The organism is Rhizobium sp. L43, assembly GCF_002531725.1.
Classification (GTDB): domain Bacteria; phylum Pseudomonadota; class Alphaproteobacteria; order Rhizobiales; family Rhizobiaceae; genus Rhizobium.
Genome location: NZ_NWSQ01000001.1, coordinates 435504 through 460993 on the forward strand (window position 1 = coordinate 435504; position 25490 = coordinate 460993).

Sequence of the window (25490 nt, forward strand, 5' to 3'; positions counted from 1 at the left end):
ACGAAGGCCACTTTCTTGCGCATTTTCACCGCAGCACTGGCGACCGAGACCAACACGTTTTCCCCGATCTGCGTGGATCGCCGCGCATTCGAAGCCTCGCTTTATGCCCCGCCCGGCCAGCATCCGGAAACGCCGACGCTCTGCACCGCGCCGATCACCGTCGGCAGGCGCGTCGCCCGGGAAAAAGGCTGGGAGCTGATCGAGGGAACCGCCACCTGGGCAGACCCCGCCGGCCTCGTCAACCGGGCGACCTACGAGGAACTGCGTGACGAAATCCTCGGCCAGCTCAGCGCGGCAATGCCGGTCGACGCCGTCGTCATGGGTCTGCACGGCGCTATGGTGGCCGCCGGATACGAGGATACGGAAGGCGATCTTCTCCAGCGCATGCGGGCGATCGTCGGGCCTGACGTGCTCATCTGCGCCGAGCTCGACCCGCACAGCCACCTCACCGCAAAACGCGTCGCGGCCCTCAATTTCGCCGTCTATTTCAAGGAGTTTCCGCATACGGATTTCGTCGATCGTGCCGAGGATCTCTGGCGCATCGCCGTCGACACGCTCGAAGGCCGGGTCAAGCCTGCCATATCGGTGTTCGATTGCCGGATGATCGACGTCTTCCCGACATCACGCGAGCCGATGCGCTCCTTCGTCGACAAGATCATGCGGATCGAGAAGGACGATCCGGATATTCTGTCGATTTCGGTGATCCACGGCTTCATGGTCGGCGACGTTCCCGAAATGGGAACGAAACTGCTTGTCGTGACCGACGACAAGCCGGAAAAGGGCGCGGCTCTGGCGCGCGAACTCGGCCTCGAACTGTTTTCCAAGCGCGGCACTTTCATGGTGCCGCAGATCGACGAGAAGGAAGCCGTGTCGCGGGCGATGGCCGCCACCGCATGGCCTGTCGTCATTGCCGATGTCTGGGACAATCCGGGCGGCGGCACGGCAGGGGATGCGACCGTCATCCTCGCAGAACTCCTGGCCCGCGGCGTCACCAGTGCCGCAATCGGCACCATCTGGGATCCGGTCGCCGTGCAGATCTGTTTTGCGGCGGGCGAGGGGGCTGATATTCCGCTGCGCTTCGGCGCCAAGTCGGCGCCCGGCACCGGCAATCCGATCGACGGCACCGTGAAGATTGTCAGGCTGGTGAAAAATGCCGAGATGCAATTCGGCGAGAGCCTGGCGCCCTTCGGCGATGCCGCTCATATCGTGCTTGACGGCATCGACATCATCCTCAATTCGACCCGTGCCCAAAGCTTCGATCCCAGCCTGTTTTCGGTGATGGGCATCGATCCCACCAAGCAGAAGATCCTGGTGATCAAATCCACCAACCACTTCTTCGCCTCCTTCTCGAAGATTGCCGCCGAGATCCTTTACTGCTCCGCCGGAACGCCCTATCCCAATAATCCGGCGACGACACCCTATCGGCGAGCGCCGAAGACGATCTGGCCGATCGTCGCCGATCCACACGGGCTACAACGCGGAGCCGCTTAGATGCATGATGCCAGCTTTGCCGTCGTCGCCAAGGCAGGCGACAGGATCGCCGATCTCTCGACGCCGCGTCCGGTCATCGACGAAGACCGGCTGGCGGCAAACATCGCCCGCGTTCAATCCTATATGGATCGGCACGGGCTGAACTTCCGCCCGCATATCAAGACGCACAAGATCCCGGCCCTCGCCGTCGCGCAGATCGCCGCCGGCGCCAAGGGCATCAACTGCCAGAAGGTGACGGAAGCAGAGGTCTTCGCCGCAGCCGGCTTCGGCGACATCCTGATCACCTTCAACATCCTCGGACAGCAGAAGCTCGAACGCCTGGCCAGGTTGAACGAGAAAATTTCGGCCCTCAAGGTCGTCGCCGACAGCGAGGTGACGGTCGATGGGCTGGCAGCGCATTTCTCCGGCCACAAGCCGCTGACCGTGCTTGTGGAATGCGATACCGGCGGCGGGCGCTGCGGCGTGCAGACACCGGACGATGCCGCCTCGCTCGCCAAGCGCATCGCCGCTGCCGACGGCCTGACCTTCGGCGGCATCGTGACCTATCCGAAGCCGCAATCGGCCGCCGCCGTCGAAGCCTTCATCGCTGAAACGCTGGCACGACTGAAAGCCGAAGGCATAAGCTGCCCGATCGTCAGCAATGGCGGAACGCCAAGCCTGTTCGAGGCGCATCTCGTCACCTCGGCCACGGAACACCGCGCCGGCACCTATATCTACAACGACCGCCAGATGCTGCGCATGGGCCATTGCACCGAGGAGGATTGCGCCATGCATGTGTTGGCAACCGTCGTCTCACGGCCAACCGCCGACCGCGCCGTCATCGATGCCGGCTCGAAGGCGCTGACCTCGGATCTTCAAGGCTTCAGCGATTACGGCCTGATCGTCGGTTATCCCCAGGCGCGGATCAGCACCCTCTCGGAAGAACACGGCGTCATCGATCTCTCGAACTGCACCGGCCCCCGGCCGCAGATCGGCGAGAAACTCTTCATCATCCCGAACCACACCTGCGTGGTATCAAACCTGTTCGATACGATGGTTTTCCATCGGGGCGGCATCGTCACCCGCGTGGAGGATGTCGCGGCCCGCGGTCTCGTCTGGTAGCGGTCGGTTCCGGTTGAGGGCGAGCTGCGTCCCTACGAATGCTGTCTCGATCCGCCTGTAGGGACGCGTGGGCTTGCGTTACTACCTGAGCGGGCTATTAGTGGCAGAGAGCAAGTATCATCGTCAGTAGAGAATCATGAACGCAGCAAATTCACGCATTGGCCGCCGCCGCTTCGATATCGCCGTAGTGATTCCACTGGAAGAAGAGTGTCAGGAGTTCATCAACGTATTCGAGCTTCAAGACGATTTTTCGACCGAGATTTTGTTTCGGTCGTCAGTCGTTTCGCCCTGCGAGGACCTATCGATAATAATCATCAAGCAGGAGGGCATGGGGCGAACCCATGCTGGCAATGCACTGTCTTCCCTTCTGGCTGACTTCGATATTGGCCTGGCGATCTGCTTGGGGATTGCCGGTTCACTCAGCGATGATTTGCAGTTGGGCGACGTCTGCTACAGCACTCAGGTGTTTGACGTTTTGGATAACGCCAAGGCGAGTGATATCGAGAAAGGCAAACTGGACCTTGAATTCTCTCCCACTCATTTTCGGACAGATCGAGCGCTGGTTGCCGCACTCAATTTCATAAGGATGAAGAAGGACCTTCGTCCGCTATACAAAGACTGGCAAACTGAGCGGGGTGGTTTTGCAAAGACGTTGGTTCCAGGAGATGTTCCAGGCAGAAATGGTCGGCGAGAAGTTTTAACCGAACCGAAGGCGATGGAAGGTACGGTTGCGTGCGCTTCCGTTACCAAGAGTGCCGAATACAACAAGAAGCTCAAGGAAATCGACAGGAAGGTTCTAGCGGTAGAGACAGAAAGTGGTTCGATATATGAAAGAGCCACGGCAAGATCGATTCCTGCGTTGACGATCCGTGGTATTTCTGATCACGCCGACGCCTCCAAGAATGAACTGGAGTCCATGTCTGCAGGGGCTGTGCGGCAGATCGCGGCATCAAACGCGGCGCACTTTTTGAAACTCCAGCTCTCCAACTCGGAATTCATCAACTATGTAAAGCGCAGCAGGGGTTCCGCTGATCTAACAATAGCAGACCAAGCTGCTCGGCCAACTACGACACGGCCTCTGACAGAAGCCTTTGAAGAAGCGGAAAAGGTCATTCGTTCGAAGCTGAAGGAATTGTGTCCTGAATACCAATTGCAGCAAAAAGGCTACCGCCTTCCTGTGCCACGCGTCCGGAAGATTGAAAGCCAGCAGCATATTGACGATAGTGAAGATGACAAACCGCAGGACATAGCGGACGTATTGCTAACGAATGATACGCTGGTTCTTACTCTGCCCGCAACTTATCCTGATGATAGCATCCCTTGGGTAATTGCAGATCATCTATTGGCAAATGGTCTCGGCACTTCGCAGGTCATGCCGACAGTCGTTGATGGCGATGCTGTAACACCCCCAAAGAACACTTTATCTCACCTTGCGTCCATCAAAGTTGACGATCTTGTCGCTGACGAATCCGGAATCCAAATTGTTTATATATTAGACGGCATTCCGACAGCCTCCAAATCAAGGATGGCATTTCTTCGGGAGGAGATTAAATCGAAATCGGGCGCAAAATTTATATATATAAGTCGCGACGAGACTCAGATTGTTGAGCTGACAGAGTTTTCCAATGAGCAGTCTGCGGACCTATATCGACTATGCTCTATTTCATTTCACGATATAGCGCTTTTTCTGCAAAAGAATTTTTCGATGTCGCCATCAGAAGCTGAAGTGGTCGCTTATCGATTGAGCAGAACCTTCGATCAATTCGAGTTAGCTGCCCACCCAAGCTATTTTGCAGGAATACCCAAGGAGACGCTGTCCGCGCTTCTGCAGGCCAATCGGCGCTCCGAACTGATTCAGCTTGCCGTTGACGGCTTTCTGACATTCGTGGTTGCCGATGACAAATCGGACATAGCACTAAGTCGAACGACCCGGTCTCGTTTCCTTCGCAACCTCGTAGTCGAGCTTAAAGTCGAACGAAGGACATTCTCGCAAGCTCAATTGGTCGAGTATACAGAGACGTTTTCCAAGCTTTACGATTTTGCGATTGATCCATTAAGGTTCATTCAGGCGTTTGTTGATAAAGGAATAATTCACTTCGACAATCTCGGATATGTTAGATTTTCTCTGCCATTTGTCGAAAACTATCTTCTAGCAAGCGAGTTAAGCCTGAAAAATGAACTCGCAGGTAGATATTATGATTTTAAGGCGTCCGATTTTGACTTTCAATCGTTCGATTTATACTGCGAAATCGGGGCATCAGACGACCTCGTTCGTACTTATTTGGGGTTGATGGACGACCTCCTTGCTCAATTCAAACTGGACGACGATGATAATCACCTTCTCCTGTCGGACAAGATTCATTCTGTCATGCTCGGATCGCAGGACCGCCTGCATATGCTGCAGAAGAAGATTCAACAGGCACAGGCGGCAGTAAAAGCCAACCGGGGGGACATAAAGGCAAAGCAACGAATCCTCGATATCGCGGATTACGTTAAAGAAAAAGTAGCCGAGGAAGGTCGCCTTGAAGACGAGCAAAGATCGAGCGACGCAAACGAGATAGATCAACAGGACTTGCAGAACCTGGACAGTTTGCAATACGCGCTCGGCGTTTGGGCGCTCGGGGTAATGATCCTGGGGTCCGGAGCAGAACATCTTACCGGGGATACGAAGCAAAGAATAGCAACCGGAATTGTTCAATTGGGAAGCGCTCTGATCCATCACTGGACACAAACCAGAGTAGCTATAGATTACGAAAAAGCTAAACGAGAACTAACGACCCCAGAAAATGTGCTGAAATTCTTTCAAGCGAACGGAAAACATACAGAGGATATCGATGAGGCTAAAAAATTCATCGAGATGATGGTGGATGTTGTTGAGTTTTACATGCTTGCTCAACCGCTCCGCCGAACTATGGGCTATCTCTGCGAACAAGCTCGGCAGAAGGTCCTAGCGGAAAGTGTGGCAAAGCCTTCCTTCAAAGAGCCGATGGAAAAAATCCTACATAGCGCTTGGCTCACCGACATCGAAAGCGGTCGCGGCAAAGACGCGCTTCACCGTGCAATCAGAGACCTCCCACCAGCAAAGTTTCTGCGCGTGAACTTGGCATCTCACTTCCTGACCCGTGTTCACTGGAACCACTGGCGTAAAGATGACCGTTTGGTCCTGCTTGATATGGCCGAGGAGGCGCTGAAGCCCCTTTCCCTCAATTTCAAAAAAGGTGAACTCATGCGAGCTATTGAAAAGGATAACAAAAAAAGCGAAGGCGACGAATAGCGACTAACGGCCAGGAACTGCTTAGGGCATACTTTTGCGAACATTGCTTGTTGCGACGATTTCGCGTCCGCAAGCCTCTGGAAAGGCAAGTCGCTTCAAGCCGCCGTCGGATTGATCACGTTCATATCGATTTCGGTCAGTTCCACCCGCCGCTCGAAGGCGATGCCGGCCTCGTCGAAGAGGTGGCAGTCCTTGGCATTGATGCCGGTCGAAACAGGCGCATCCGCGCGGATGCCGACGCTGCCGGGCAGCATGGCGCAGAAATTCTCGCCCTCTCCGTTGAGCGAGGCGTAAGCGACCGTATTGGCCCCGAGGCGCTCGATGACCGTCGGCGTCACGGTAAAGACGATATCGCCGCCGCCGAGCTGGATATGCTCCGGCCGGATGCCGAGCGTCAAAGCCTTGCCGCTCATGCCATCGCGCGGCGTCACCGGCAGAACGGCCGTCTGGCCTTGATACTCCACTTCGACGCCGCTGACGCTGACGCTTTTGCAGGTCACGGGGAGGAAATTCATTTTCGGATTGCCGATAAAGCCGGCGACGAACTGGTTTGCCGGCTTGTGATAAAGCTCCAGCGGCGCGCCGGTCTGGGAGATATCGCCGGCGTCGAGCACGACGATGCGGTCGGCCATGGTCATCGCCTCGACTTGGTCGTGCGTCACATAGATCATCGTCGCCTTCAACGCCCGGTGCAGCTTGGCAAGCTCGATGCGCATGTCGGCACGCAGTGCCGCGTCGAGATTGGACAGCGGCTCGTCGAACAGAAAAATCTTCGGTTCGCGCACGATGGCGCGGCCGATCGCGACGCGCTGGCGCTGGCCGCCGGACAGCATGCCGGGTTTCTGCTGCAGCCGCTGTTCGAGGTGAAGGATGCGGGCGGCATTTTCCACCTTGGCCTTGAGCTTTTGCTCCTCCATCTTTTCGACGCGAAGCGGGAAAGCGATGTTTTCGAAGACGGTCATGTGTGGGTAGAGCGCATAGGACTGGAACACCATGGCGATGCCGCGCTTGACCGGCGGCAGGTCGTTGACCCTGATGCCATCGATGACGATGTCGCCCGCGCTGGTCGCGTCGAGACCGGCGATCATCCGCAAGAGCGTGGACTTGCCGCAGCCGGACGGGCCGACGAAGACGACGAACTCGCCATTCCCGACTTCGAGCTGCACGCCCTTCAGAACTTCGTAGTCGCCATAGAATTTCTGAACTTTGTTGAGAAGAAGCTGTCCCAAAAATCTGTCTCCGCCGGCGGCCTTCGTCGCACATTCGATCGTCATAAGGGGAGGGCCGCGGCCATCCCGCCGCGGCCCGAAGAAGCCTCAAGAGCGCTTACTTGAAGGCTTCGATTTCGCCGGCAGCCTTCTTCAGCGCAGCTTCCGGTTCGGCCTTGCCCGTCACCACCGACTGGATCATTTCGATGATCGAGTTCTGGAAGCCCTTATAGTCGGTGAAGAGCGGTTCGGGGCCACCATAGTTGATGCCCTCGATCAAGGGCTTCCAATAGGGATCCTTGGCGACGAACTCGTCGACCTTCGCCGACGGACGCAGCGGGGTCAGGCCGGCGCCGCCCTGCAGTTCGTATTCCGACTGGACGTCGGGCGAGGTGATGAACTTGGCGAATTCCGTCGCCTTGTCCTCGACCCCCGAACCCTTGAAGATCGCCAGGCTGTCAGTAATCAGCAGCGTGCCGGGGCCCTTGGCGTCGGGACCGAGCGGCAGCGTCGTGATGCCCCAGGCAATCTTCGTCTCCTTCAGCCGGGAGGCGGCGCCCGATCCTGCCTGGATCATGGCGACCTTGCCGTCGAGGAAGATGGCGCGAACTTCGTTCTGCTCATAGGCCGTCGGGCCTTCCTCGGAGTAGGGGACGATATCCTTGTAGGCCTTCAGCGCGGCGAGAATCTGCGGGCTGTCGAGCGTGACCTTGCCTTCGGCATCCGTCACTGCGCCGTTGTTGGTGTAAACCCAATGCATGAATTGGTGCATCGTGTTGTCGAAGGTCTTGGCGGAGAGACCGAAGCCCGGAATGCCGGTCTTTTCCTTGATGGTCTTGGCCATCTCGATTTCTTCAGCCCAGGTCTTCGGCGGCTTCTCGGGATCGAGGCCGGCCTGCTTGAAGAGGTCCTTGTTCCAGTAGAGCGCCTTGGTGGAGAAAGCGATCGGAACACCCCACTGATTGCCCTCGAAAGTCACGGTATCGACGATATGAGGATAGTAGCTCTTCTTTTCGTCGTCGGTCATCGGCACCGGAACGATGAGATCGTTCTGCGCGAATTCCTTCAGCGTGCGCGAGCCGACATAGGCCATGGCAACGGGCGTGCCGGCGGCGGCGAGCGTCGTTGCCTTGTCCTGGCACTGCGCCCAGCCGACAACTTCGGGCGTGACCTTCCAGCCGGTGTTCTTTTCTTCCCACTGTTTGATGTATTTGGTGTGGACCGGGTCGATCGTGTCGCCGCAATAGATCCAGCTGATTTCCTTGTCGGCCGCCTGGGCAGTGACTGCGGTCAGTGCCGTCGAACCGAGCAGGGCAAGCGCCATAAGGCCTGTCTTAATGGTAATGCTCACGTCGTGACTCCCATTGTGGTTGTTAGCTGTTCACTTGTTTTTTGCTCTTATTGTTTCACCGCACCGGCGGTCAGACCGCCGACGAGGTAACGCTGAAGGAAGAAGATGACGACCATCGCCGGCGCGATGCCGACGAAGGAGGCCGCCATCAGTTCGTTCCAGATGACCTCCTGCTTGCCGAAGTAAGCAAAGAGCCCCACCGGCAAGGGCATGTATTCGGTCTTCGAGTTGAATGTCAGCGCGAAGATGAATTGCTGGGCGTAAGCGCCGATGAAGGTGGTGATGGCGACGACGATGATTCCCGGCATCGCGATGGGCAGGATGACTCGGCGCAGCGTGTAGAAATGGCTGGCGCCATCCATATAGGCCGCTTCGTTGAGCTCCTGGGGAATGCGGATCATATAGGTGCGCAGCAGCCAGATCGCCGACGGGATCAGGAAGGCGACGCCGGGCACGATCATGGCGAGATAGGTGTTGAGCACGCCCATGCTGCGCATCAAGCGGAAGAGCGGGATCAAGAGCACGGCGCCGGAGAACATGTTCACCGTCAGGAAGGCGCCGAGCAATATCCCCATGCCCTTGAACTCGAACTTCGCGAAGGCATAGGCCGCCGGGATGACGAGGCAGAGCACGATCACCGTGACGACGGTCGAGATGAAGAAGGAGTTGAAGATATAGCGGCCGAAGCCCGGCACGCTGATCCACATCGTCCGGTAGGCTTCGAACGAGCCGTTCTCCGGCCAGAAGCGGTAGGGCGAGGAAAAGAGCTGGGCGAGCGGCTTCAGGGAAACGAGGAAGCCCTCGACGAAGGGCGAGAGCACGAAGAAGAGAAACAGCGCGATGCCGCAATAGATCAGGATGATTTCCCACCAGCGGTAACGGTCGATCATGGCTGCACTGCTCATGCGCGCTTCTCCGGATTGAGACGGCGGGTGACGCGGAAATAGGCGAAGCAGAAGAGCGACAGGAAGATGCAGATCAGCACGGCGCGCGCCGCACCTTCCCCGTATTTCTTCGAGCCGATCGCGGTCTGATAGGTATCGATGATCATCGTCGTCGTCTCGCCGCTCGGCCCGCCCTGCGTCAGGATCCAGATGATGTCGAACGAGTTGAAGGTGGCGATCAGCGACAGCATCGACATGGTGATAATCGCCGGCACCATCAGCGGCAGGGTGATGCGGCGGAAGCGGTACCAGCGGCCGGCGCCATCGGTCCAGGCGGCCTCGTAAAGATCCTTGGGAATGGATTGGATCGCCGCCAGGAAGTAGATCGTCACCAGCGGCACGCCGATCCACACGTCGGTGATGATCGTTGCCCAGAAGGCGGTGCTGCCATAGGCGAGGAAGGCGACCGGGCCATCGACGAGGCCGAAGCGCTGCAGCATGCCCGATATCATCCCGAACTGGCCATTATACATCCAGCCCCACATGAAGATGCCGATCGCCATCGGCACGATCCAGGGCGGCATGGTCAAAAGCCGAAACAGCGAGCGCCCCGGCACCGCGGCATTGAGCATGGTCGCACCGAATGTGCCGATCACCATTTTCAGCGCGACCGAGAAGAACGTCCAGATGAAGGTGCGGATGATGACTTCGGCAAAGCGCTCGTTGAAGATCTTCTCGTAATTGATCCAGCCCACCCAATTGGTGGTCTTCTTGAGCGATGCATCGGTGAAGGAGAGAATGAACGTATCGACGAGGGGGTAGGCGACGATGGCAAGAACATAAAGGACGGCCGGAAGGAGAAGGATCCAGGCAAAGATGACCGTGCTTCTTTGAACACTCATCCTGCCGCCCTCCTCAAGCCGCTCTTGCGTGAAGGGCTTCGTCGAAGCGGTCCCAGATCGGTCTGAGATCGACGACGGTTTTCTTCATCCTCGCTTCGTCCATCGCCAGCGCCAAAATTCCGGCTTCAAGCGCGTTCAGCGTGGACACGGGAAGTTCGAGCCCGGTGCGCACACTTTCCAGCAGATCGCTCGCCATCTGTTCGTCGGCGCCGTAATGCTGGGAGAGCTCGGTGGCGGCATATTTGTTTTCGACCACCTTGTTGCCGGTCAGCTGCTCATGCACATCGAGATAGCCGCGCACGAAATCGCCTTCGGCCATGCCGCGCGAGCCCATGATGGCGAAACGGCGGAACTGGTCGGGCACGTTCAGATTGGTGTGGAAGTTCATGCCGACGCCATTGGCATATTCGACGATCGCCACCTGATAGTCGATAATATCGGCATCGCTGTCGAAGACCTTGTCGGAACCCATCCAGCCGCTCGGCTTGCGGTGGAAAAGCTCGAGGTCGTTGATGCCTTCGCGTGCCGGGTCGTTGGCCGGAATGAAGCTCTTGCGGCCGCCGAAACTGGCGACGCGCTCCGGCCGCGCGCCGACGACACCATTATAAAGGTCGAGGTCGTGGCAGCATTTCTCCAGCATGAAGCTGCCGGAATAGCGCTCGTAGCGGCGCCAGTCGCGCATGAAGAAGGCGCCGTGATAGGGCTCGATATGTTCGGAGGCCTCGATCGACACGATCTGGCCGAGCTTGCCCTCCGCCTGGATGGCGCGCAGATCCTTGTAAAGCGGGGAGTAACGCAGCACCAGGCCGACCATCAGCCGCTCATGGCCGAACTTCGCCATCAGATGGGCAAGCTCGATGCTTTCTGCGATGGTCGTAACGATCGGCTTTTCGCAGAAGACCTTGAGACCGGCCTGAAGGCCGAGCCTGATATGATCGAGATGCAGGTGATTGGGGGAGCCGATCATCAGCAGATCGAGCTTTTCCGCCAGCAGTTCCTCCGGCGAACCGTAAGCCTTGCCGACTGAAATTCCCTTTTCCGTCAATCCGGGAAGCCCGGCGGGTTCCGGATCCACATAGCCGACAATGTCGAAGCTGCTATCGATCGCTTTAAAGACATAGCCGAGATAGCCGAGCCGGAATCCGAGCCCGATGATTCCCACTTTCATGCCGATCAAGTTCCCAATTTAGGTAATTTATTTTCTTTAAGTTGGGACAAAAAACGAGAGGCGTCAATAGAAAACGGGCATCGAAGCGCAAGCATGAAATTAATTTTCATAGATCGACAGCTGGCGACCGATTGCTTACAGCGACTGGCCGGACGCGGTTCGCCGACGCAGCGCGCATGCTCCCGAAGCCAAAGCAGTCGTTCAGCGCCGGTTGCCCCAGCCGGCAAGCTCACGCGAAACTCGCGAAATGTTGAAAAGAGTCGCGAGCTTACCTGTGTAGGATGGCATGAGAACAAAAGAGGCCAGGAGGAACCAGAATGACCCGTATGACAGCCAAGGATTTCCCTCAGGAACTTCTCGAACTCTACGATTATTATGCGCATGGGAGAATCACCAAGCGCGAGTTTCTCGACCGGGCCGGCAAATTCGCCGTCGGCGGCGTGACGGCGGCGGCCATTCTGGCTTCGCTGAGCCCCGATTATGCGCTCGCTACCCAAGTCGAGTTCACCGATCCCGATATATCAGCCGAATACATCACCTATCCCTCGCCAAAGGGAAATGGTGATGTCCGCGCCTATCTCGTCCGCCCCGCAAAAGCCGCCGGCAAAGTCGCGGCCGTGGTAGTCGTTCACGAAAACAGAGGTCTGAACCCCTATATCGAGGATGTGGCGCGGCGGGTGGCAAAGGCAGGTTTCATCGCGCTGGCGCCGGATGGCCTCACCTCGGTCGGCGGCTACCCCGGCAACGACGAAAAGGGACGGGAACTGCAGCAGAAGGTCGACCCAGAGAAGCTGATGAACGACTTCTTCGCGGCGGTCGAGTTCCTGATGCACAGCGATCTCACCACCGGCAAGGTCGGCATCACCGGTTTCTGCTACGGCGGCGGCGTCGCCAATGCGGCGGCAGTGGCCTATCCGGAACTCGCCGCCGCCGTGCCGTTCTACGGCAGGCAGCCGCGCGCCGAGGACGTGCCGAAGATCAAGGCGCCCTTGCTTATCCATTATGCCGGGCTGGACAAGGGGATCAACGAAGGCTGGCCGGCCTATGAAGCCGCGCTGAAATCGTCTCAAAAAACCTACGAGGCCCATATCTATCCCGACGTCAATCACGGCTTCCACAATGATTCCACGCCGCGCTACGACGAGACGGCAGCCAAGCTCGCCTGGCAGCGAACGGTCGACTGGTTTACGAAATACCTCGCCTGAGAAGGCCGGATTTGAACGCGCTGCGGCGGGGAGCCATTCCCCGCCGCCTATCCGTCCCGTGGCCTGTCAAGGCGACTGACGGCCTGTGATCAGGTTCCAGAAGGGATCGTCGCCGGACAGGTTTTCAAAATCGGCAAGCCGGCGAAGCTGCAGGAAAGAGGCGCCGGACACATTCCGATTTCCCCAGCGCAAGCAGTCCAGGAATTTGACTTCACGTTCATGAACGCTCATCGGCGCTTCAAGCGATCCCTTCGCATGCAAGCGGGACTTGTTCAAAATGCGCCCGTCGCGCAGCGTCACCGTGACGACATGCGGGAGGCGCTCCACCCCTTTTTCCTCATCAGCCGAATAGGACTGCATTTCGATGCGCGGCATGAGTTCCCGGATTTCCGCTCGCCTAATCTCCTGCCGTGTAAAGTCCGAAAGGCTAAGGGAGCCTTTGAGGAAAGCCGTCGCCAGGCAATATTGCATCGAGAAGCGTGCCTGCATCTCGTCGGTGGGATCGGGATAAGCGAGGTTGCGGGCAGCGGATATGCCGACTTTCGTCTCGATCCCGGCAATGTCGCTGGCCAAAAGTCCATGCTCCTGCTTCAGATCCAGAAGCGCGTCGATCGCCCGATGCGTCGAAGCGCAGCAGGGATGGCACTTGGTCACCACGCCCCGGCTTTCGATGATATGCTCCTCCTCGAATGCCAGGTCTTCCCAGCCCTTGGCATCATCGCCCCCGAAAAGATCGAGAAAGCCTTGCGGCCGTTCGAGGATATCCGTCCGGCCGCTCATGCCCGCAAGCGCCATGCGGGCCGCGTCCACGGCATTGCGCGCGGCAATGCCGGCATGAAGCGGTTTGGCGGTCGTACCGAATTGCCCTTTCGGGCCGCAGGCGAAGCTCGTCGCGAGGCTCATCGCCGCGGCGAGGCTCTCTTCGTCGGCGCCGAGGAGCCGAGCCACGCCAGCCGCAGCCCCTATGCTGCCGACCGTCGCCGTTGCGTGCCAGCCCCTGTTGTAGTGAGAGGGGTTGACGCCATAGCCGAGCGCCGCTTGTGCTTCCAGCCCGGCCAGGTAGGCATCGAGAAACCGTCTTCCGCTTGTCGTCTTGCCGCGCGCCAGAACCGCCAGCAAGGCCGGCACCAGCACCGCGGAAGCATGCGCTCTCGCCGGATGGAAATTGTCATCGAAATCGAGCGCATGAGCCGCCGTTGCGTTGATGAGTGCGGCGAGCGAGGGCGAGGCGGAGCCGCCGGTGACGAGCCGCGCTGCGCCGCCTCCGGCGATTTCTCCGTCGAAGGCGCGGGTGAGCGCGACAACGCTTTCATCGCCCCTGCCTGCAATCATACAGCCGATGGTGTCCACCGCAGCATCTCTTGCCCGGTCCATGGCAAGGTCTGAGAACGTCGTTCGCGACAGGACCTGTTGCGCGATCGTCCGGAGAATGGTGGCCATTGACGAAAGTCTTTCCGTGAGTTTGGTTCTCGGCGGAAAATGTTCAACTTTCCGCAGCTCCGCAATCTTATGCGGATCGCGGGTAGGACTATCGACATTGGAGATAGAATGGCGCGAGACACGAGTGCGGCGATCAGCCTGAAGCATATCGAAGCCTATGACGCCATTGCCGCGACGGGCTCGACGATCGCCGCTTCCGTCGAGCTTGGGATCTCGCAATCGAACGCCAGCCGCTTGCTGCAGCAACTGGAAGACTATCTCGGCGTCCGGCTTTTCGAACGGGAAAAGAACCGGCTTCAGCCGACCCGCGAGGGGCTGCAGCTCGGCCCGGAAATCCGCGCCATTTCCGACCGGCTGCGCGCCTTGAAAACCGCGGCGATGGAGCTCGAGAGCGGCCGATCGCGCGAGATCATGCTGCGGCTCGCCTTTCCCGCCAGCCTTTCCTCGACGCGCATTCCGAAGCTGGTGAAGAATTTTCTCGCCGCGAACGGTCCGATGCGCGTCGAAGTCGCATCCGGCAGCTATCTCGCAATTGAACGGATGGTGGCCGACGGCGAGGCCGATCTCGGTTTCGCGCGTCTGCCGCTGATGAGCCCAGGACTGAAACAGGAGAAAATCCTGTCGTCGCGGATCGTTTGCGTCCTGCACAACGATCATCCCAAGGCCGGCAGCGGCCTGTTGTCTGTCGCCGATCTGAAGGGGCAGGATCTGATCATGCTGAACAGGGAGCGACCGGTTCGCCATGAGCTGGAGGCGTTGTTCTACAAGGCCGGCATCCGTCAGCGCCCCTTGCTCGAAGCGCATTCGGTGGCAAGCGCCTGCGCGCTGGCCGCGCAGGGGCTCGGCATTGCGCTGGTCGGCGAGATCATCGCCCGCGAATATGCGACGCTGCCGCTGCAGTTCATTCCACTCGAACCCGAACTGCCGGTTGCCTACGCGCTGATCAGCGGAGAGAAATTTCCGATGCCGAAGGCCTCCGGCCTTTTCCTTCAGAGCATTTCGGACTGGGCATGATGACGGTGCTTGAACTGTCCCGGGGGATCGCAAACGCATGAATATCAAGCAACTGGAAGTCCTGCGCACGCTTCTGGCAACGGGGTCGACGATTGCCACGGCAAAGACGATGGGGCTCAGCCAGTCCGGCGTCAGCCGCCTCCTGCAGCAGCTCGAGGCCGACCTTTCGATGTCGCTTTTCGTGCGCGACAAAGGCCGTCTCGTCCCCACCCCCGAGGCCCTGCTTCTTGCCCGCGATGCCGAGAACATCTTGCTCGCGGTCGATCGGATGTCGGGTCATGCGGAGGACTTAAGAAGCGGCGCCGCCGGCCCGGAGATCGTCCGCATCGGCCTGCCGAGCAGCATGTGGGAGCACTTCGCGCCGGCAATGCTGGTCGATTACATCAGGGATTTCCCCGGTGTGCGGATCGAAACCTTCTTCGAGACGACGACGGCGATCAACAAGCTCGTCGAGCAGAGGGTGATCGATTTCGGCTTTCTGCGCATGGAGGGCGAGAGCGGACCGGGCATCGAGGTCGAGCGGGTCGCGACCGGCGAAAGCGTCTGCGTCGTTCCGAAAGATCATCCCCTGGCGAAACTGGAGGAAATCACGGTCAGCAATTTGCGCGACGTGCCTCTCATTCTGATCGGCCGCCAACGGCCGAACCGCATGGCGCTCGACCAGACCTTCCGGCGGGCCGGCGTCAAGCAGATCGTCAAGATCGAGACTCATACCAACAGTTCCGCCTGCTCCTATGTCGCGCATGGCCTCGGGGTCACGATCATCAGCAGCTTCTATGCAAATCTCTATCGCCACCTGCCGGTGGTTCACCGTCCTTTCGTGCCACGCGCAACCCAGGAATTCGGATTGGCGAGGGCGGTCTCCACACCGCTCTCGATTGCCGCCCACGCTCTGAGCGACGCCTTGAAGCGACAGATCCAGCTTTCTCAAAAAGACATTTAAAATCAAATTTTTAGCCTGAACCCTTACGCCAACGTAGCCGTTTTTGTTGCGGTCGTATTCCGCATAGACTTATGACAGAATCGCATAATATTGCGGATATTTCTTCACTCGATCATAGTCTGCGGCAACGAAACCGATGGCGCCGGGCACTGTCCGTCGCCCATCGCGGGGAACAAAAATGCTGAAATTCATTCTCAACCGCCTGCTGATGGCATTGCCGACGATCGTCCTCGTTTCGGTGACCGTCTTCACGCTGATCCGCTTCATACCCGGCGATCCGGCGGCATTGATGCTGGGTGATATGGCTGAGCCGGGTCAGATCGCGGCGATGCGCTCGGAACTCGGGCTGGACAAATCGCTGCCGGAGCAGTTCCTGATCTGGACCGCCAATGTCGTGCAGGGTGATTTCGGCCGCTCGATCGTCAACGGCGAGGCGGTGCTGCCGCTCGTCGCATCGCGTTTTCTGGTCAGCGCCGAAATCGTCGTCGTCGCCGTCCTGCTGGCGAGCCTCATCGCCGTGCCGGCCGGTGTCATCGCCGCCTGGCGGCAGAACAGTCTGACGGATCTGGCGCTGGTCGGCACGGCGACGATCCTGCTGTCGGTCCCGACATTCTGGCTCGGACTGCTGCTTCTGCTTTTCGTCGGCTTGAAACTCGGCTGGTTACCGGTCCTCGGCTATGTCTCGATCGGCAGCAACATTACCGGCGGCCTGGTCTACCTCGTGCTGCCGATCATGACCCTGGTCATTCATGAGATGGGTGTGCTGATCCGCATGGCGCGCGCCTCGACGCTGGAAGTGCTGCGTCTCGACTATATCACCCACGCCCGGGCCAAGGGGCTTTCCGAAAGCGCCGTCCTTTGGCGGCACGCCTTCAAGAACGCCTTCGGCCCGACCTGGACGGTCATCGGCCTGATCCTCGGCAATCTGCTCGGCGGCATCGCCGTCATCGAGACGGTCTTCACCATTCCGGGGCTCGGGCGGTTGATGGTCGACAGCATTTTTGCCCGCGATTACCCCGTGATCCAGGGGTGTCTGCTGTTCGTCTCGCTTTCCTATGTGCTGGTCAATTTGGTCGTCGACCTGCTCTATCCCTTGTTCGATCCGCGGGTGGTCGCCGAATGAAAAACGTCACCTTCAACGGCTTCATCGGCAGCATTCTGATTGCCGCATTGCTCATCGCCGCTGCGATCGGCCTGTTCTGGACCCCCTATGATCCGATGAAGCTCGGCTTCACCGCACGGCTGGCGGCGCCAAGCAGCGCCCACTGGCTCGGAACCGACGAATTCGGCCGCGACGTGCTCAGCCGACTGATCGTCGGCGCCCGGGCGAGCGTTTGGATCGGCACCTTGACGGTCACATTCGCAACGGTCTGCGGTACGCTGATCGGTCTCGTCAGTGGTTATGCCCGCGGTTGGGTCGATGCCGTCATCATGGCCGTCAACAATGCGCTTCTTGCCTTTCCCGGCATCCTTCTGGCGCTTGGATTGCTCGCCGTCTTCGGTGCCAATCAATATGGCATCATCTTCGCGCTGGGCATTGCCTATTCGCCATCCATGGCCCGCGTTGTCCGGGGCGCCGTGCTGTCGCTGCGCGAGCGGGAATTCATCGAAGCTTCCAAGGTGATGGGCAATGGCGAGCTCTATACCATGTTCCGCCATATCCTCCCCAATTGCGTCGCCCCGATCACCGTGCTGGCGACCTCGATGTTCGGCTGGGCGATCCTTTCGGAAAGCGCGCTCAGCTTTCTCGGCCTCGGCGTTCCGCCACCGGCGCCGACCTGGGGCAACATGCTGGCTGCCGGCCGACCATTCATCGAGCAGGCGGTCTGGCTGGGTCTGTTCCCGGGCCTGGCGATCGCCCTGACGCTCCTCGGCATCAATCTTCTGGGCGACGCTCTTCGGGACAAGCTTGATCCGCGGATGAGGGGGCTGAAATGACCAATAGAACGCTTTTGAATGTCCGCAACCTGTCGCTTCAGGTCACAGGGACCGGTGTCCAGGTCGTCAAGGACGTCAACTTTGACATCGCGCCAGGCGAGATCTTCGGCATCGTCGGAGAAAGCGGATCGGGCAAGACGCTGGCAACACGCGCCCTGATCTCGCTGCTGCCGGCACCCATCAAGGTGATCGGCGGCTCCGTTGCCTACAAGGGACGCGACGTGCTTTCCATGAACGGCGCGCAATTGCGCCAATTGCGTGGTGCGGAAATCGGTGTCGTCTTCCAGGAGCCGATGACCTCGCTCAATCCCTCGATGACCGTCGGCCGCCAACTCGAAGAAGGGTTGCAGCTGCATACGAAACTCTCGCAGGAGGAACGGCGCAGCCGGATCCTCGATATGCTGAACCGGGTCGGGATCCGCGATCCCGCCGGGGCGCTCACGTCCTATCCGCATGAATTCTCGGGCGGCATGCGCCAGCGCATCATGCTGGCATCGGTGATGCTGCTGAAACCGGCGCTCTTGATCGCCGACGAGCCGACGACAGCGCTCGATGCCGTGATCCAGCGCGATGTCATGGAATTGATGGTGGAACTGACGCAGGCGGAAGGCACCGCCGTGCTGCTGATCAGTCACGATCTGCCGATGGTTGCCCGCTACACCAACCGCATCGTCGTCATGGAAAAGGGCGTGATCGTCGAAGAAGGACGCACCGCCGATCTGCTCGACGCACCGCAGCGTGCCTACACGAAGAAACTGCTTTCCTCTCTGCCGTTCCGTGGGCAAACGCGAACGATCGACAAGACCAAGGCGCCGATGGTCTCGGCGCGGGATATCGTCGTCGACTATGCGGGCCGGCGGTCGCTGATGAAGAAGGCAACGCCGAAAAGGGCGCTGCATGGCGTCAGCATCGATATCCACGAGGGCGAAGTCGTGGCATTGGTCGGCGGTTCGGGTTCCGGCAAGACCACGCTCGGCCGCGCCATTGCCGGACTGGTCCAGGAGAGCGAAGGCGATATCCGGTTCAAGGGACGCAGCCGCGACGACGACTGGATGGATTATCGGCTGAATTGCCAGATGGTGTTTCAGGATCCTTATTCCTCGCTCGATCCGCGCATGACCATCCTCGCGCTCGTGGAAGAAGCGCTGCGGCTCGTTCCCGATCTCGACGCCATGGCAAAGCGCAAGCGCGCCCTGGAGACGCTGGAGGAAGTCGGCCTTGGGTCCGACTATGCCGGGCGCTACCCGCATGAGCTTTCGGGCGGCCAGCGTCAGCGCGTGGCGATTGCCCGGGCCATTGCGCGCCGGCCGAAATTCCTGATCGCCGACGAACCGGTATCGGCCCTCGACGTGACAGTCCGGGCGCAGGTGCTCGAACTCCTGTCCGATCTACAAAAACGCTACGGCTTTTCCTGCCTGTTCATCAGCCACGATCTCGGCGTGGTCGAACAGGTGGCCGATCGCGTCGTCGTCATGCAGGACGGCCGGATCATCGAGGAGGGCGACCGCGATACGGTTTTCGACAGCCCGAAGGAAGCCTATACGCAAAGGCTTCTCTCGGCCATCCCCGCTCTGGACCACAATGCTCAGGGCGGCGTGATCCTCAAATGGCGCCTGGAGAACTGACATGACGACGATGATTGAATCCGCAAAGCTCGCGGAGCGATTGAACGCGATCTGCGATGCCCAGCCTTTCGTGACGCGCTTCATGGTGCGCGCGCTTGGCAGCGGTGAAACGATCGGCAGAGGCGCGGACGAGGAAACCCCCTCCGCCAGCACCCGAAAGACCTCGATCATGATGGCAGCCCTGAAGGCCGCGCATGAAGGCCGCCTGGATCTGGACGAGCGGATCACCTACGAAAAGCGTTTCGCCGAGGAAGTGGCGAGCGGGATGTTCCGCTATCTCAGCCCCGGTATCGTCATATCGCTGCGCGACGCCATCACCGGCATGATGGTGCTGAGCGACAATGTCTGCACCAAGATGGTCTTCGAAAGGCTGACGCTCGAAGAGGTCGACGGCTATTGCAAGTCGATCGGCATGTCTGGCACCAACCACCGCTTCCTCATCCCTCCCTTGGCGCTGTCGCCCGATCATTCCTTGAAGGCCGTCACCACGACGACGGCGCGGGATCAGGTCTATCTGCTGCAGACCATCCTCGATGCGCAGGATTCGCGGGAAGCCGCGGACCGGCTCGGCTGCTCGCAGGCGCTGTGCGCTTACGCGCTTCAAACCTTGAAGAACCAGATCCTGCGTTATGCCATTCCTTCCCGGCTGCCGTTCGGTGTGCTCGTCGCCCACAAGGGCGGCACGGGAAAGCGCGGCCGCATGAATGCCGGTATCGTCTATCGCGACGGCTCCCCCTTCTACATCATCGCCGCCTATACCGACGACGTGCCGCAGGAAATGCCGGACGGCACCCCTGGCTACACGGTCGCGCTTGAAACCATCGGCAGGCTTTCACGCGCCTGCTGGGATGAACTCCGATCCTAACAATCCATAAAAGAGGGTAGAACAATGCATAAGCTTCTTCTTGCTGGGACCATGTTGATGGCGATGACCGGCGCAGTCGACGCCCGCGACATCGTCGTGGCGCAAAGTTCCGATCTGCGTAGCGCCAATCCAGGTGTCAATCGCGACGGCAATACCGATGGCGTCATCCTGCATATCGTCGAAGGGCTCGTCGGCTATGCCAACAACGGCGAGGTCAAGCCGCTGCTGGCAAAGAGCTTCGAAGTCTCGGCGGATGGGCTGACCTACAGCTTCAAACTGCGTGACGACGTCAAATTTCACAACGGCCAGAAATTGACCGCCGATGACGTCGTGTGGAACTGGAACCGCTATCTCAAGCCCGAAACGAAATGGACCTGCCTTCCTGATTTCGACGGTAGCGGCAGCGTGCATGTTACCGGGCTCAAGGCAGTCGATGCTTCGACCGTCACCATCACGCTGGAAAAGCCATCCGCGGTATTCCTTGGCCTGATGTCGCGCCCCGAATGCGGTTACACCGGGATGATTTCGCCGGAATCGGTCGGCGCGGATGGCAGCTTCATCAAGCCGATCGGCACCGGTCCCTTCAAATGGGATGAATGGAAGAAGGGCGAGTATATTCATCTCGCCAAGTTCGACGATTATGTCTCGCCCCAGAACGACGGCAAGCCCGACGGCATGGTCGGCTCCAAACGCCCTCTCGTCGATGGCATCAAGTTCATGGTCATTCCCGATGCTTCGACCGTAAAGGCCGGCCTTCAGTCCGGCGTGCTCGATACCGCGGAGATTTCGCCGGAACTCATTCCCGAATTCAAGACGAGCGACACGATGCAGCTGATCGTGGCTCGCAACAACGGCAAAAACCTCTTCTACATCCAGACGCGCGACAAGGTTCTGAGCAATCCTGGGGTGCGCCGCGCCATGGCGATGGCACTCGATCTCGACCAGCTCGTCGAGGCCGCCTCCAATGGCACCGGCGCAGCCAACGGTTCGATGGTTTCGGAAGACTCGCTCTATTTCGACGATGTCCAGAAGGAGCGTCTGCCCTACGACATCGAGGCCGCGAAGAAAGAGCTTGCGACGGCCGGCTACAAGGGCGAGCCGATTACCATCATCGCCAACAAGCGCAGCAACGTGCCAAGCTTCCCGGCCGCGGTGATGGCGCAGGCCATGATGCAGCAGGCAGGTCTCAATGTGCAGATCGAGGTGCTCGACTATGCGACGCAGGTCGATCGCCGCCGGTCCGGCAACTACCAGATCATCTCGCAATCGGTCGCGCCGCGGCTCGATCCGGCGCTGATGTACGGCTTCTATGTCGGGAGCAAGGACAAGAATGCGTCTTTGATGTGGGATGACCCGAAGGCCGTCGAGTTGATGAAGGCCGCCTATGCGGAGGCCGACCAGACGAAGCGTCAGGCGATCTTCGACGAGTTTCACACGCTGATGCTCAAGGAAATGCCGGGCATCTTCCTCTATGACATGGTCGATGTCTGGGGCGCGACCAAGAAGCTGAAGGGCCAGCCCGTCTGGCAATCGAATGCCCGTCTTTGGGAAGTTTCGCTCGACAATTGAGCCTGAACTGCCGCGCCCGGTGGGTCGGGCGCCGCCATCCCGCTTCGAAAGTCAACGGGACATCCGGCAGGCAGACCTGCCGGGTCCGGTGCAACGCGTCCCTGTGGCGGCAGGGCAGACAGCGAGGAATATCATGAATCTTAACGCGATCAGCTCCATTGCCGCGACGGTCGAAAAGATGAAGCCGGATTATATCGCTCTCAGCGACAGTATCTGGGACTTCGCGGAGTTGAAATTCGAGGAGCGGCGCTCGTCGCAGTTGCTGGCAAGGACACTCGAGGAAAACGGCTTTGCCGTGCGCCGCGGCGTCGCAGGCATGGAAACGGCCTTCATCGGCGAATCCGGCAGCGGCAAGCCGGTGATTGCTTTCCTCGGCGAATTCGATGCCCTGGCCGGGATGAGCCAGACCGCCGACCTGGCCGAGCCTTGTCCCGAAGCGGCGGGAGCAACCGGTCACGGCTGCGGGCACAATCTGCTTGGCGTCGGATCGCTGATGGCGGCGGTTGCGCTTGCCCGTCACCTCAAGGAGAACAACCTGCCCGGGACGGTGCGCTATTACGGCTGCCCGGGAGAGGAGGGCGGTTCCGGCAAAACCTTCATGGTTCGTGCCGGCGCATTCGATGATGTCGATGCCGCCCTGACCTGGCATCCGGCTCCGTTCAACGGGGTTCGCTCGACGAACAATCTTGCCGTTCTCGAATATTACTATCGCTTCACGGGTGTCGCGGCCCATGCCGCCAACAGCGCCCATCTCGGCCGTTCGGCGCTCGATGCCGTGGAACTGATGAATGTCGGCGTCAATTTCCTGCGGGAACACATGCCGCAGGATTGTCGCGTTCACTACGCGATCACCGATACCGGCGGCAGGGCCGCCAATGTCGTGCAGGCAAGCGCCGAGGTTCTCTATCTGATCAGGGCGCCCGACATGCCGCAGGCGCTTGCGCTTGCCGGGCGCGTCGAGAAAGTGGCACGCGGTGCGGCGATGATGACCGAAACCGAGGTCGAGATCGTGTTCGACACCGCCTCGACCAACCTTCTTCCCAACATTACCCTCGAAACGGCGATGCACGAGAACATGGTCGCGCTCGGGCCGATCGCCTTCGACGAGGCCGACATCGTCTTCGCCAGGCAGATCCAGGCTACCTTCACTGAGGAAGCCATCGCGAGCAGCATCCGCCTCTATCAGATCAAGGGCGATGTGTTCTCCAATGCCAAGGTCGATGGCTCGACGCCCCTGCACACCGGTCTGCGGGATTTCGAAGGACAATCGCATTTCCGGGCCGGATCGACCGACGTCGGCGACGTCAGCTGGGTGACGCCGACCGCGCAATGCTGGGCGCCGGCCTGGGCGATCGGCACCAATCCCCATACCTGGCAGGTGGTCGCGCAGGGAAAAAGCCCGGCCGCGCACAAAGCCATGGCGCACGCGGCCAAGACGCTTGCGTCAACCGGTCTCGCATTGATGTCGTCATCCGACCTCCTGGCGGCCGTGACGGCCGAGTGGCAGGAAAAGATCAGCGGCAAAGCCTATCTGTGCCCGATCCCCGACAATGTGATGCCCGCGGGGGTTCACAGCCGATAGCTCGCGTCTTCGTCCACCGGGACAGCGACCTGCATCGTACCCGCTTGCAGCACCGCATGAAAAAGCACTAAGGATATGGAAGTCGAAAGCGCGGAACTGAGGCATTCACCGCTTTCGAACCTTCAACACGTCGGAAAAGGCAAAGATGACAAGCTCCGAATGGCGGGTGGGAGTGCTGTTTTCCAGAAGCGGAATTAGCGAAATTACGGAAACCGAGCACTTTCTTGGCACCGCACTTGCGATCGAGGAAGTCAATGCGGCGGGGGGCGTGCTCGGCAAGCCCATCGTTCCGATCGCCTATGATCCGGGCGGGGATCAAACCGCCTATCGCAATCTGGCCCGGCGCCTGCTGGCCGATGACGACGTCAACATCATCTTCGGTGCGTCGATGTCGGCCAGCCGAAAGGCGGTGCTGCCGATCGTCGAACGGCACAACGGATTGCTGTTTTATCCGTCGATGTATGAAGGTTTCGAATATTCGGAGAATGTCGTCTATACCGGCGCCACCCTCAATCAGAACACCTTCGCGCTCGCGGAATATCTTCTGCGCCACCATGGACGCCGGATCTTCTTCGTCGGCGCGGATTATATTTATCCGCGCGAATCCAATCGGGTCATGCGGGATGTGGTAGAGGCAAAGGGCGGTGAAGTCGTCAGCGAGCGATATCTTCCTCTTCATGCCGACGAACAGATCTTGCGTTCGGTGATTTCCGATATCGTCCGTCTTCAGCCCGATGCCATCTTCTCGACGATCATCGGCCGGCCGGCGCAGCGTTTTTACCGCATGTATGCCGAGGCCGGGATCGATCGAACGCGGGTTCCGATTGCCAGCCTGACCATGGCCGAGAGCGAGATTCGCGAGATCGGAGCCGACGCCTGCACCGGCCATATTCTTTCGGCGACCTATTTCCAGACGGTCGAGAACGAGGCGAACAAGCGTTTCGTGGGGGCATTCAAGGCCCGTTTCGGCCAGGACTTCACCACAAGCGTCTGGTCGCAGCCGGCCTATGCGCAGGTTCACCTTTTCGCCCGCGCGCTTGCCCGGGCCGGCTCGCTCGAGACCCATCGCATTTCCGAAGAAATTCTCCTGGAAGATTATCTTGCTCCGGAGGGCCGGATCAATTTCGACGCCGACACCCGTCACCTCTGGCTGCATCCCCGCATCGGCGTGGCGCGGGCCGATGGGCTTTTCGACATTGCCTGGCAGGCGCCTGGCCCGATCCGGCCGGACCCCTACCTGACGGCGTCGCGGTTCGAAGACGTTTGGCTGGAGGCCTGAGATGGCGGGACCAAGCAGGATCGTTCAAGATCTGCGGCGCGCACGCGTTCTGGTTGTCCATCCACGCGACGAGGACGGCAACGTGCTGATCGCCCACCTCAAACGCCTTGGCTGCGAAGTCCGGGCCACCTGGCCGCTTCCGCCAGCCTTGCCTCCCGACATAGACACCGTCTTCCTGCATGTCGAGGATGTGCATGTCGAGCACGCGCTTGAGATCATCGACCTCCAGCAGACCGCGATCATCGCCATCGTGACCTATGAGAGCCCGACAGCCCTGCAGGCGATCATCGATCTCAACGCCCACGGCGTTATCAGCAAACCGTTGCGGCCGCTCGGCATCCTGACGCAATTTGCGCTTGCACGCTATCGGCAGAGCTACGAAAAACGGCTCGCCGGCAAGGTGCAGAAACTTGAGGAAACCTTGAAAAGTCGCCGGCTGGTCGAAAAAGCCGTTTCGGCGCTGCGGGTCATGAATGGTCTCGACGAGGCGGCGGCCTATAAGCTCTTGCGCGATCAGGCGACGTCAAAGCGCGTTCCGATGGCGGCGATCGCCGAATCCATCATTGCCGCGCAAGACACCATGAAAAGTCTCGGACTTTCCATCGGCACGAAAACTCAACCTTAAGTCGCCGACCCTTGCACCCTTGAAAA

The 25490-nt window shown here is 59.5% G+C and carries 20 protein-coding genes; 14 read left to right on the forward strand and 6 right to left on the reverse strand.

Annotated features, from left to right (window positions below; genetic code table 11):
- Positions 1-15: 15 nt before the first annotated feature.
- The 3 genes from CO667_RS02010 (at position 16) to CO667_RS02020 (ending at position 5866) form a co-directional block, all read left to right on the forward strand.
- Complete coding sequence (locus CO667_RS02010) at positions 16-1491, forward strand: M81 family metallopeptidase (protein ID WP_097616762.1); 1476 nt, start codon at positions 16-18, stop codon at positions 1489-1491.
- Positions 1492-2592 carry a D-TA family PLP-dependent enzyme gene (locus tag CO667_RS02015; protein WP_097616764.1) on the forward strand — a complete coding sequence of 367 codons (1101 nt, stop codon included), beginning with the start codon at positions 1492-1494 and terminating at the stop codon, positions 2590-2592.
- 136 nt (positions 2593-2728) lie between these two features.
- Positions 2729-5866 (forward strand): hypothetical protein, encoded by a 3138-nt coding sequence (locus CO667_RS02020; protein ID WP_097616767.1) that lies wholly within the window; start codon positions 2729-2731, stop codon positions 5864-5866.
- Positions 5867-5961: 95 nt separating this feature from the next.
- Here CO667_RS02020 and ugpC read toward each other — a convergent pair whose 3' ends face one another.
- From ugpC to CO667_RS02045, 5 genes are all read right to left on the reverse strand, one after another.
- Complete coding sequence (gene ugpC / locus CO667_RS02025) at positions 5962-7095, reverse strand: sn-glycerol-3-phosphate ABC transporter ATP-binding protein UgpC (protein ID WP_097616903.1); 1134 nt, start codon at positions 7093-7095, stop codon at positions 5962-5964.
- A gap of 97 nt (positions 7096-7192) precedes the next feature.
- On the reverse strand, positions 7193-8398 hold the full coding sequence (locus CO667_RS02030; RefSeq protein WP_097616768.1) for an ABC transporter substrate-binding protein: 1206 nt from the start codon (positions 8396-8398) through the stop codon (positions 7193-7195).
- Positions 8399-8472: 74 nt separating this feature from the next.
- Positions 8473-9330 (reverse strand): carbohydrate ABC transporter permease, encoded by an 858-nt coding sequence (locus CO667_RS02035; protein ID WP_097616770.1) that lies wholly within the window; start codon positions 9328-9330, stop codon positions 8473-8475.
- Positions 9327-10211 (reverse strand): sugar ABC transporter permease, encoded by an 885-nt coding sequence (locus CO667_RS02040; protein ID WP_097616773.1) that lies wholly within the window; start codon positions 10209-10211, stop codon positions 9327-9329. Before CO667_RS02040 ends, CO667_RS02035 begins: the two co-directional genes overlap by 4 nt.
- 13 nt (positions 10212-10224) lie before the next feature.
- Positions 10225-11379: a Gfo/Idh/MocA family oxidoreductase gene (locus CO667_RS02045; RefSeq protein WP_097616775.1), complete on the reverse strand. Its 1155-nt coding sequence runs from the start codon at positions 11377-11379 to the stop codon at positions 10225-10227.
- Between the two features lie 317 nt (positions 11380-11696).
- Here CO667_RS02045 and yghX point away from each other — a divergent pair, with 317 nt between their 5' ends.
- The gene (gene yghX / locus CO667_RS02050) at positions 11697-12584 is read left to right on the forward strand and encodes a YghX family hydrolase (protein ID WP_097616777.1); all 888 of its coding nucleotides are present in this window, start codon (positions 11697-11699) and stop codon (positions 12582-12584) included.
- Positions 12585-12650: 66 nt separating this feature from the next.
- Here yghX and CO667_RS02055 read toward each other — a convergent pair whose 3' ends face one another.
- On the reverse strand, positions 12651-14024 hold the full coding sequence (locus CO667_RS02055) for an MmgE/PrpD family protein (protein WP_097616780.1): 1374 nt from the start codon (positions 14022-14024) through the stop codon (positions 12651-12653).
- Positions 14025-14063: 39 nt separating this feature from the next.
- Here CO667_RS02055 and CO667_RS02060 point away from each other — a divergent pair, with 39 nt between their 5' ends.
- The 10 genes from CO667_RS02060 to CO667_RS02105 all read left to right on the forward strand — a co-directional run bounded on the left by CO667_RS02060 (position 14064) and on the right by CO667_RS02105 (position 25464).
- On the forward strand, positions 14064-15038 hold the full coding sequence (locus CO667_RS02060; protein ID WP_179874039.1) for a LysR family transcriptional regulator: 975 nt from the start codon (positions 14064-14066) through the stop codon (positions 15036-15038).
- Positions 15039-15075: 37 nt separating this feature from the next.
- A complete protein-coding gene (locus tag CO667_RS02065) occupies positions 15076-15981 on the forward strand; it encodes a LysR family transcriptional regulator (RefSeq protein ID WP_097616785.1) in 906 nt (301 codons plus the stop codon).
- Between the two features lie 178 nt (positions 15982-16159).
- Positions 16160-17104 (forward strand): ABC transporter permease, encoded by a 945-nt coding sequence (locus CO667_RS02070; RefSeq protein WP_097616788.1) that lies wholly within the window; start codon positions 16160-16162, stop codon positions 17102-17104.
- Positions 17101-17919 (forward strand): ABC transporter permease, encoded by an 819-nt coding sequence (locus tag CO667_RS02075; protein ID WP_097616791.1) that lies wholly within the window; start codon positions 17101-17103, stop codon positions 17917-17919. Before CO667_RS02070 ends, CO667_RS02075 begins: the two co-directional genes overlap by 4 nt.
- Positions 17916-19544: an ABC transporter ATP-binding protein gene (locus CO667_RS02080; RefSeq protein WP_097616793.1), complete on the forward strand. Its 1629-nt coding sequence runs from the start codon at positions 17916-17918 to the stop codon at positions 19542-19544. Before CO667_RS02075 ends, CO667_RS02080 begins: the two co-directional genes overlap by 4 nt.
- A gap of 1 nt (position 19545) precedes the next feature.
- A complete protein-coding gene (locus CO667_RS02085; protein ID WP_097616796.1) occupies positions 19546-20409 on the forward strand; it encodes a serine hydrolase in 864 nt (287 codons plus the stop codon).
- A 24-nt stretch (positions 20410-20433) separates the two neighbouring features.
- A complete protein-coding gene (locus tag CO667_RS02090; protein ID WP_097616799.1) occupies positions 20434-21978 on the forward strand; it encodes an ABC transporter substrate-binding protein in 1545 nt (514 codons plus the stop codon).
- A 133-nt stretch (positions 21979-22111) separates the two neighbouring features.
- Positions 22112-23560: a M20 family metallopeptidase gene (locus CO667_RS02095; protein WP_097616801.1), complete on the forward strand. Its 1449-nt coding sequence runs from the start codon at positions 22112-22114 to the stop codon at positions 23558-23560.
- Positions 23561-23705: 145 nt separating this feature from the next.
- Entirely contained in the window at positions 23706-24839 is a 1134-nt protein-coding gene (locus CO667_RS02100; protein ID WP_097616802.1) for a transporter substrate-binding domain-containing protein, read from the forward strand.
- A 1-nt stretch (position 24840) separates the two neighbouring features.
- Complete coding sequence (locus CO667_RS02105) at positions 24841-25464, forward strand: ANTAR domain-containing protein (protein ID WP_097616803.1); 624 nt, start codon at positions 24841-24843, stop codon at positions 25462-25464.
- The last annotated feature ends 26 nt before the right edge of the window (positions 25465-25490 follow it).

What these genes read in the sequence shown, in the direction of transcription:
- CO667_RS02015 (WP_097616764.1), top strand. Translation starts at nt 1,492, where the DNA reads ATGCATGATGCCAGCTTTGCCGTCGTCGCCAAGGCAGGCGACAGGATC.
- CO667_RS02020 (WP_097616767.1), top strand. Translation starts at nt 2,729, where the DNA reads ATGAACGCAGCAAATTCACGCATTGGCCGCCGCCGCTTCGATATCGCC.
- CO667_RS02030 (WP_097616768.1), bottom strand. Translation starts at nt 8,398, where the DNA reads ATGGCGCTTGCCCTGCTCGGTTCGACGGCACTGACCGCAGTCACTGCC.
- CO667_RS02035 (WP_097616770.1), bottom strand. Translation starts at nt 9,330, where the DNA reads ATGAGCAGTGCAGCCATGATCGACCGTTACCGCTGGTGGGAAATCATC.
- CO667_RS02040 (WP_097616773.1), bottom strand. Translation starts at nt 10,211, where the DNA reads ATGAGTGTTCAAAGAAGCACGGTCATCTTTGCCTGGATCCTTCTCCTT.
- CO667_RS02045 (WP_097616775.1), bottom strand. Translation starts at nt 11,379, where the DNA reads ATGAAAGTGGGAATCATCGGGCTCGGATTCCGGCTCGGCTATCTCGGC.
- yghX (WP_097616777.1), top strand. Translation starts at nt 11,697, where the DNA reads ATGACCCGTATGACAGCCAAGGATTTCCCTCAGGAACTTCTCGAACTC.
- CO667_RS02055 (WP_097616780.1), bottom strand. Translation starts at nt 14,024, where the DNA reads ATGGCCACCATTCTCCGGACGATCGCGCAACAGGTCCTGTCGCGAACG.
- CO667_RS02060 (WP_179874039.1), top strand. Translation starts at nt 14,064, where the DNA reads ATGTTCAACTTTCCGCAGCTCCGCAATCTTATGCGGATCGCGGGTAGG.
- CO667_RS02065 (WP_097616785.1), top strand. Translation starts at nt 15,076, where the DNA reads ATGAATATCAAGCAACTGGAAGTCCTGCGCACGCTTCTGGCAACGGGG.
- CO667_RS02070 (WP_097616788.1), top strand. Translation starts at nt 16,160, where the DNA reads ATGCTGAAATTCATTCTCAACCGCCTGCTGATGGCATTGCCGACGATC.
- CO667_RS02075 (WP_097616791.1), top strand. Translation starts at nt 17,101, where the DNA reads ATGAAAAACGTCACCTTCAACGGCTTCATCGGCAGCATTCTGATTGCC.
- CO667_RS02080 (WP_097616793.1), top strand. Translation starts at nt 17,916, where the DNA reads ATGACCAATAGAACGCTTTTGAATGTCCGCAACCTGTCGCTTCAGGTC.
- CO667_RS02085 (WP_097616796.1), top strand. Translation starts at nt 19,546, where the DNA reads ATGACGACGATGATTGAATCCGCAAAGCTCGCGGAGCGATTGAACGCG.
- CO667_RS02090 (WP_097616799.1), top strand. Translation starts at nt 20,434, where the DNA reads ATGCATAAGCTTCTTCTTGCTGGGACCATGTTGATGGCGATGACCGGC.
- CO667_RS02095 (WP_097616801.1), top strand. Translation starts at nt 22,112, where the DNA reads ATGAATCTTAACGCGATCAGCTCCATTGCCGCGACGGTCGAAAAGATG.
- CO667_RS02100 (WP_097616802.1), top strand. Translation starts at nt 23,706, where the DNA reads ATGACAAGCTCCGAATGGCGGGTGGGAGTGCTGTTTTCCAGAAGCGGA.
- CO667_RS02105 (WP_097616803.1), top strand. Translation starts at nt 24,841, where the DNA reads ATGGCGGGACCAAGCAGGATCGTTCAAGATCTGCGGCGCGCACGCGTT.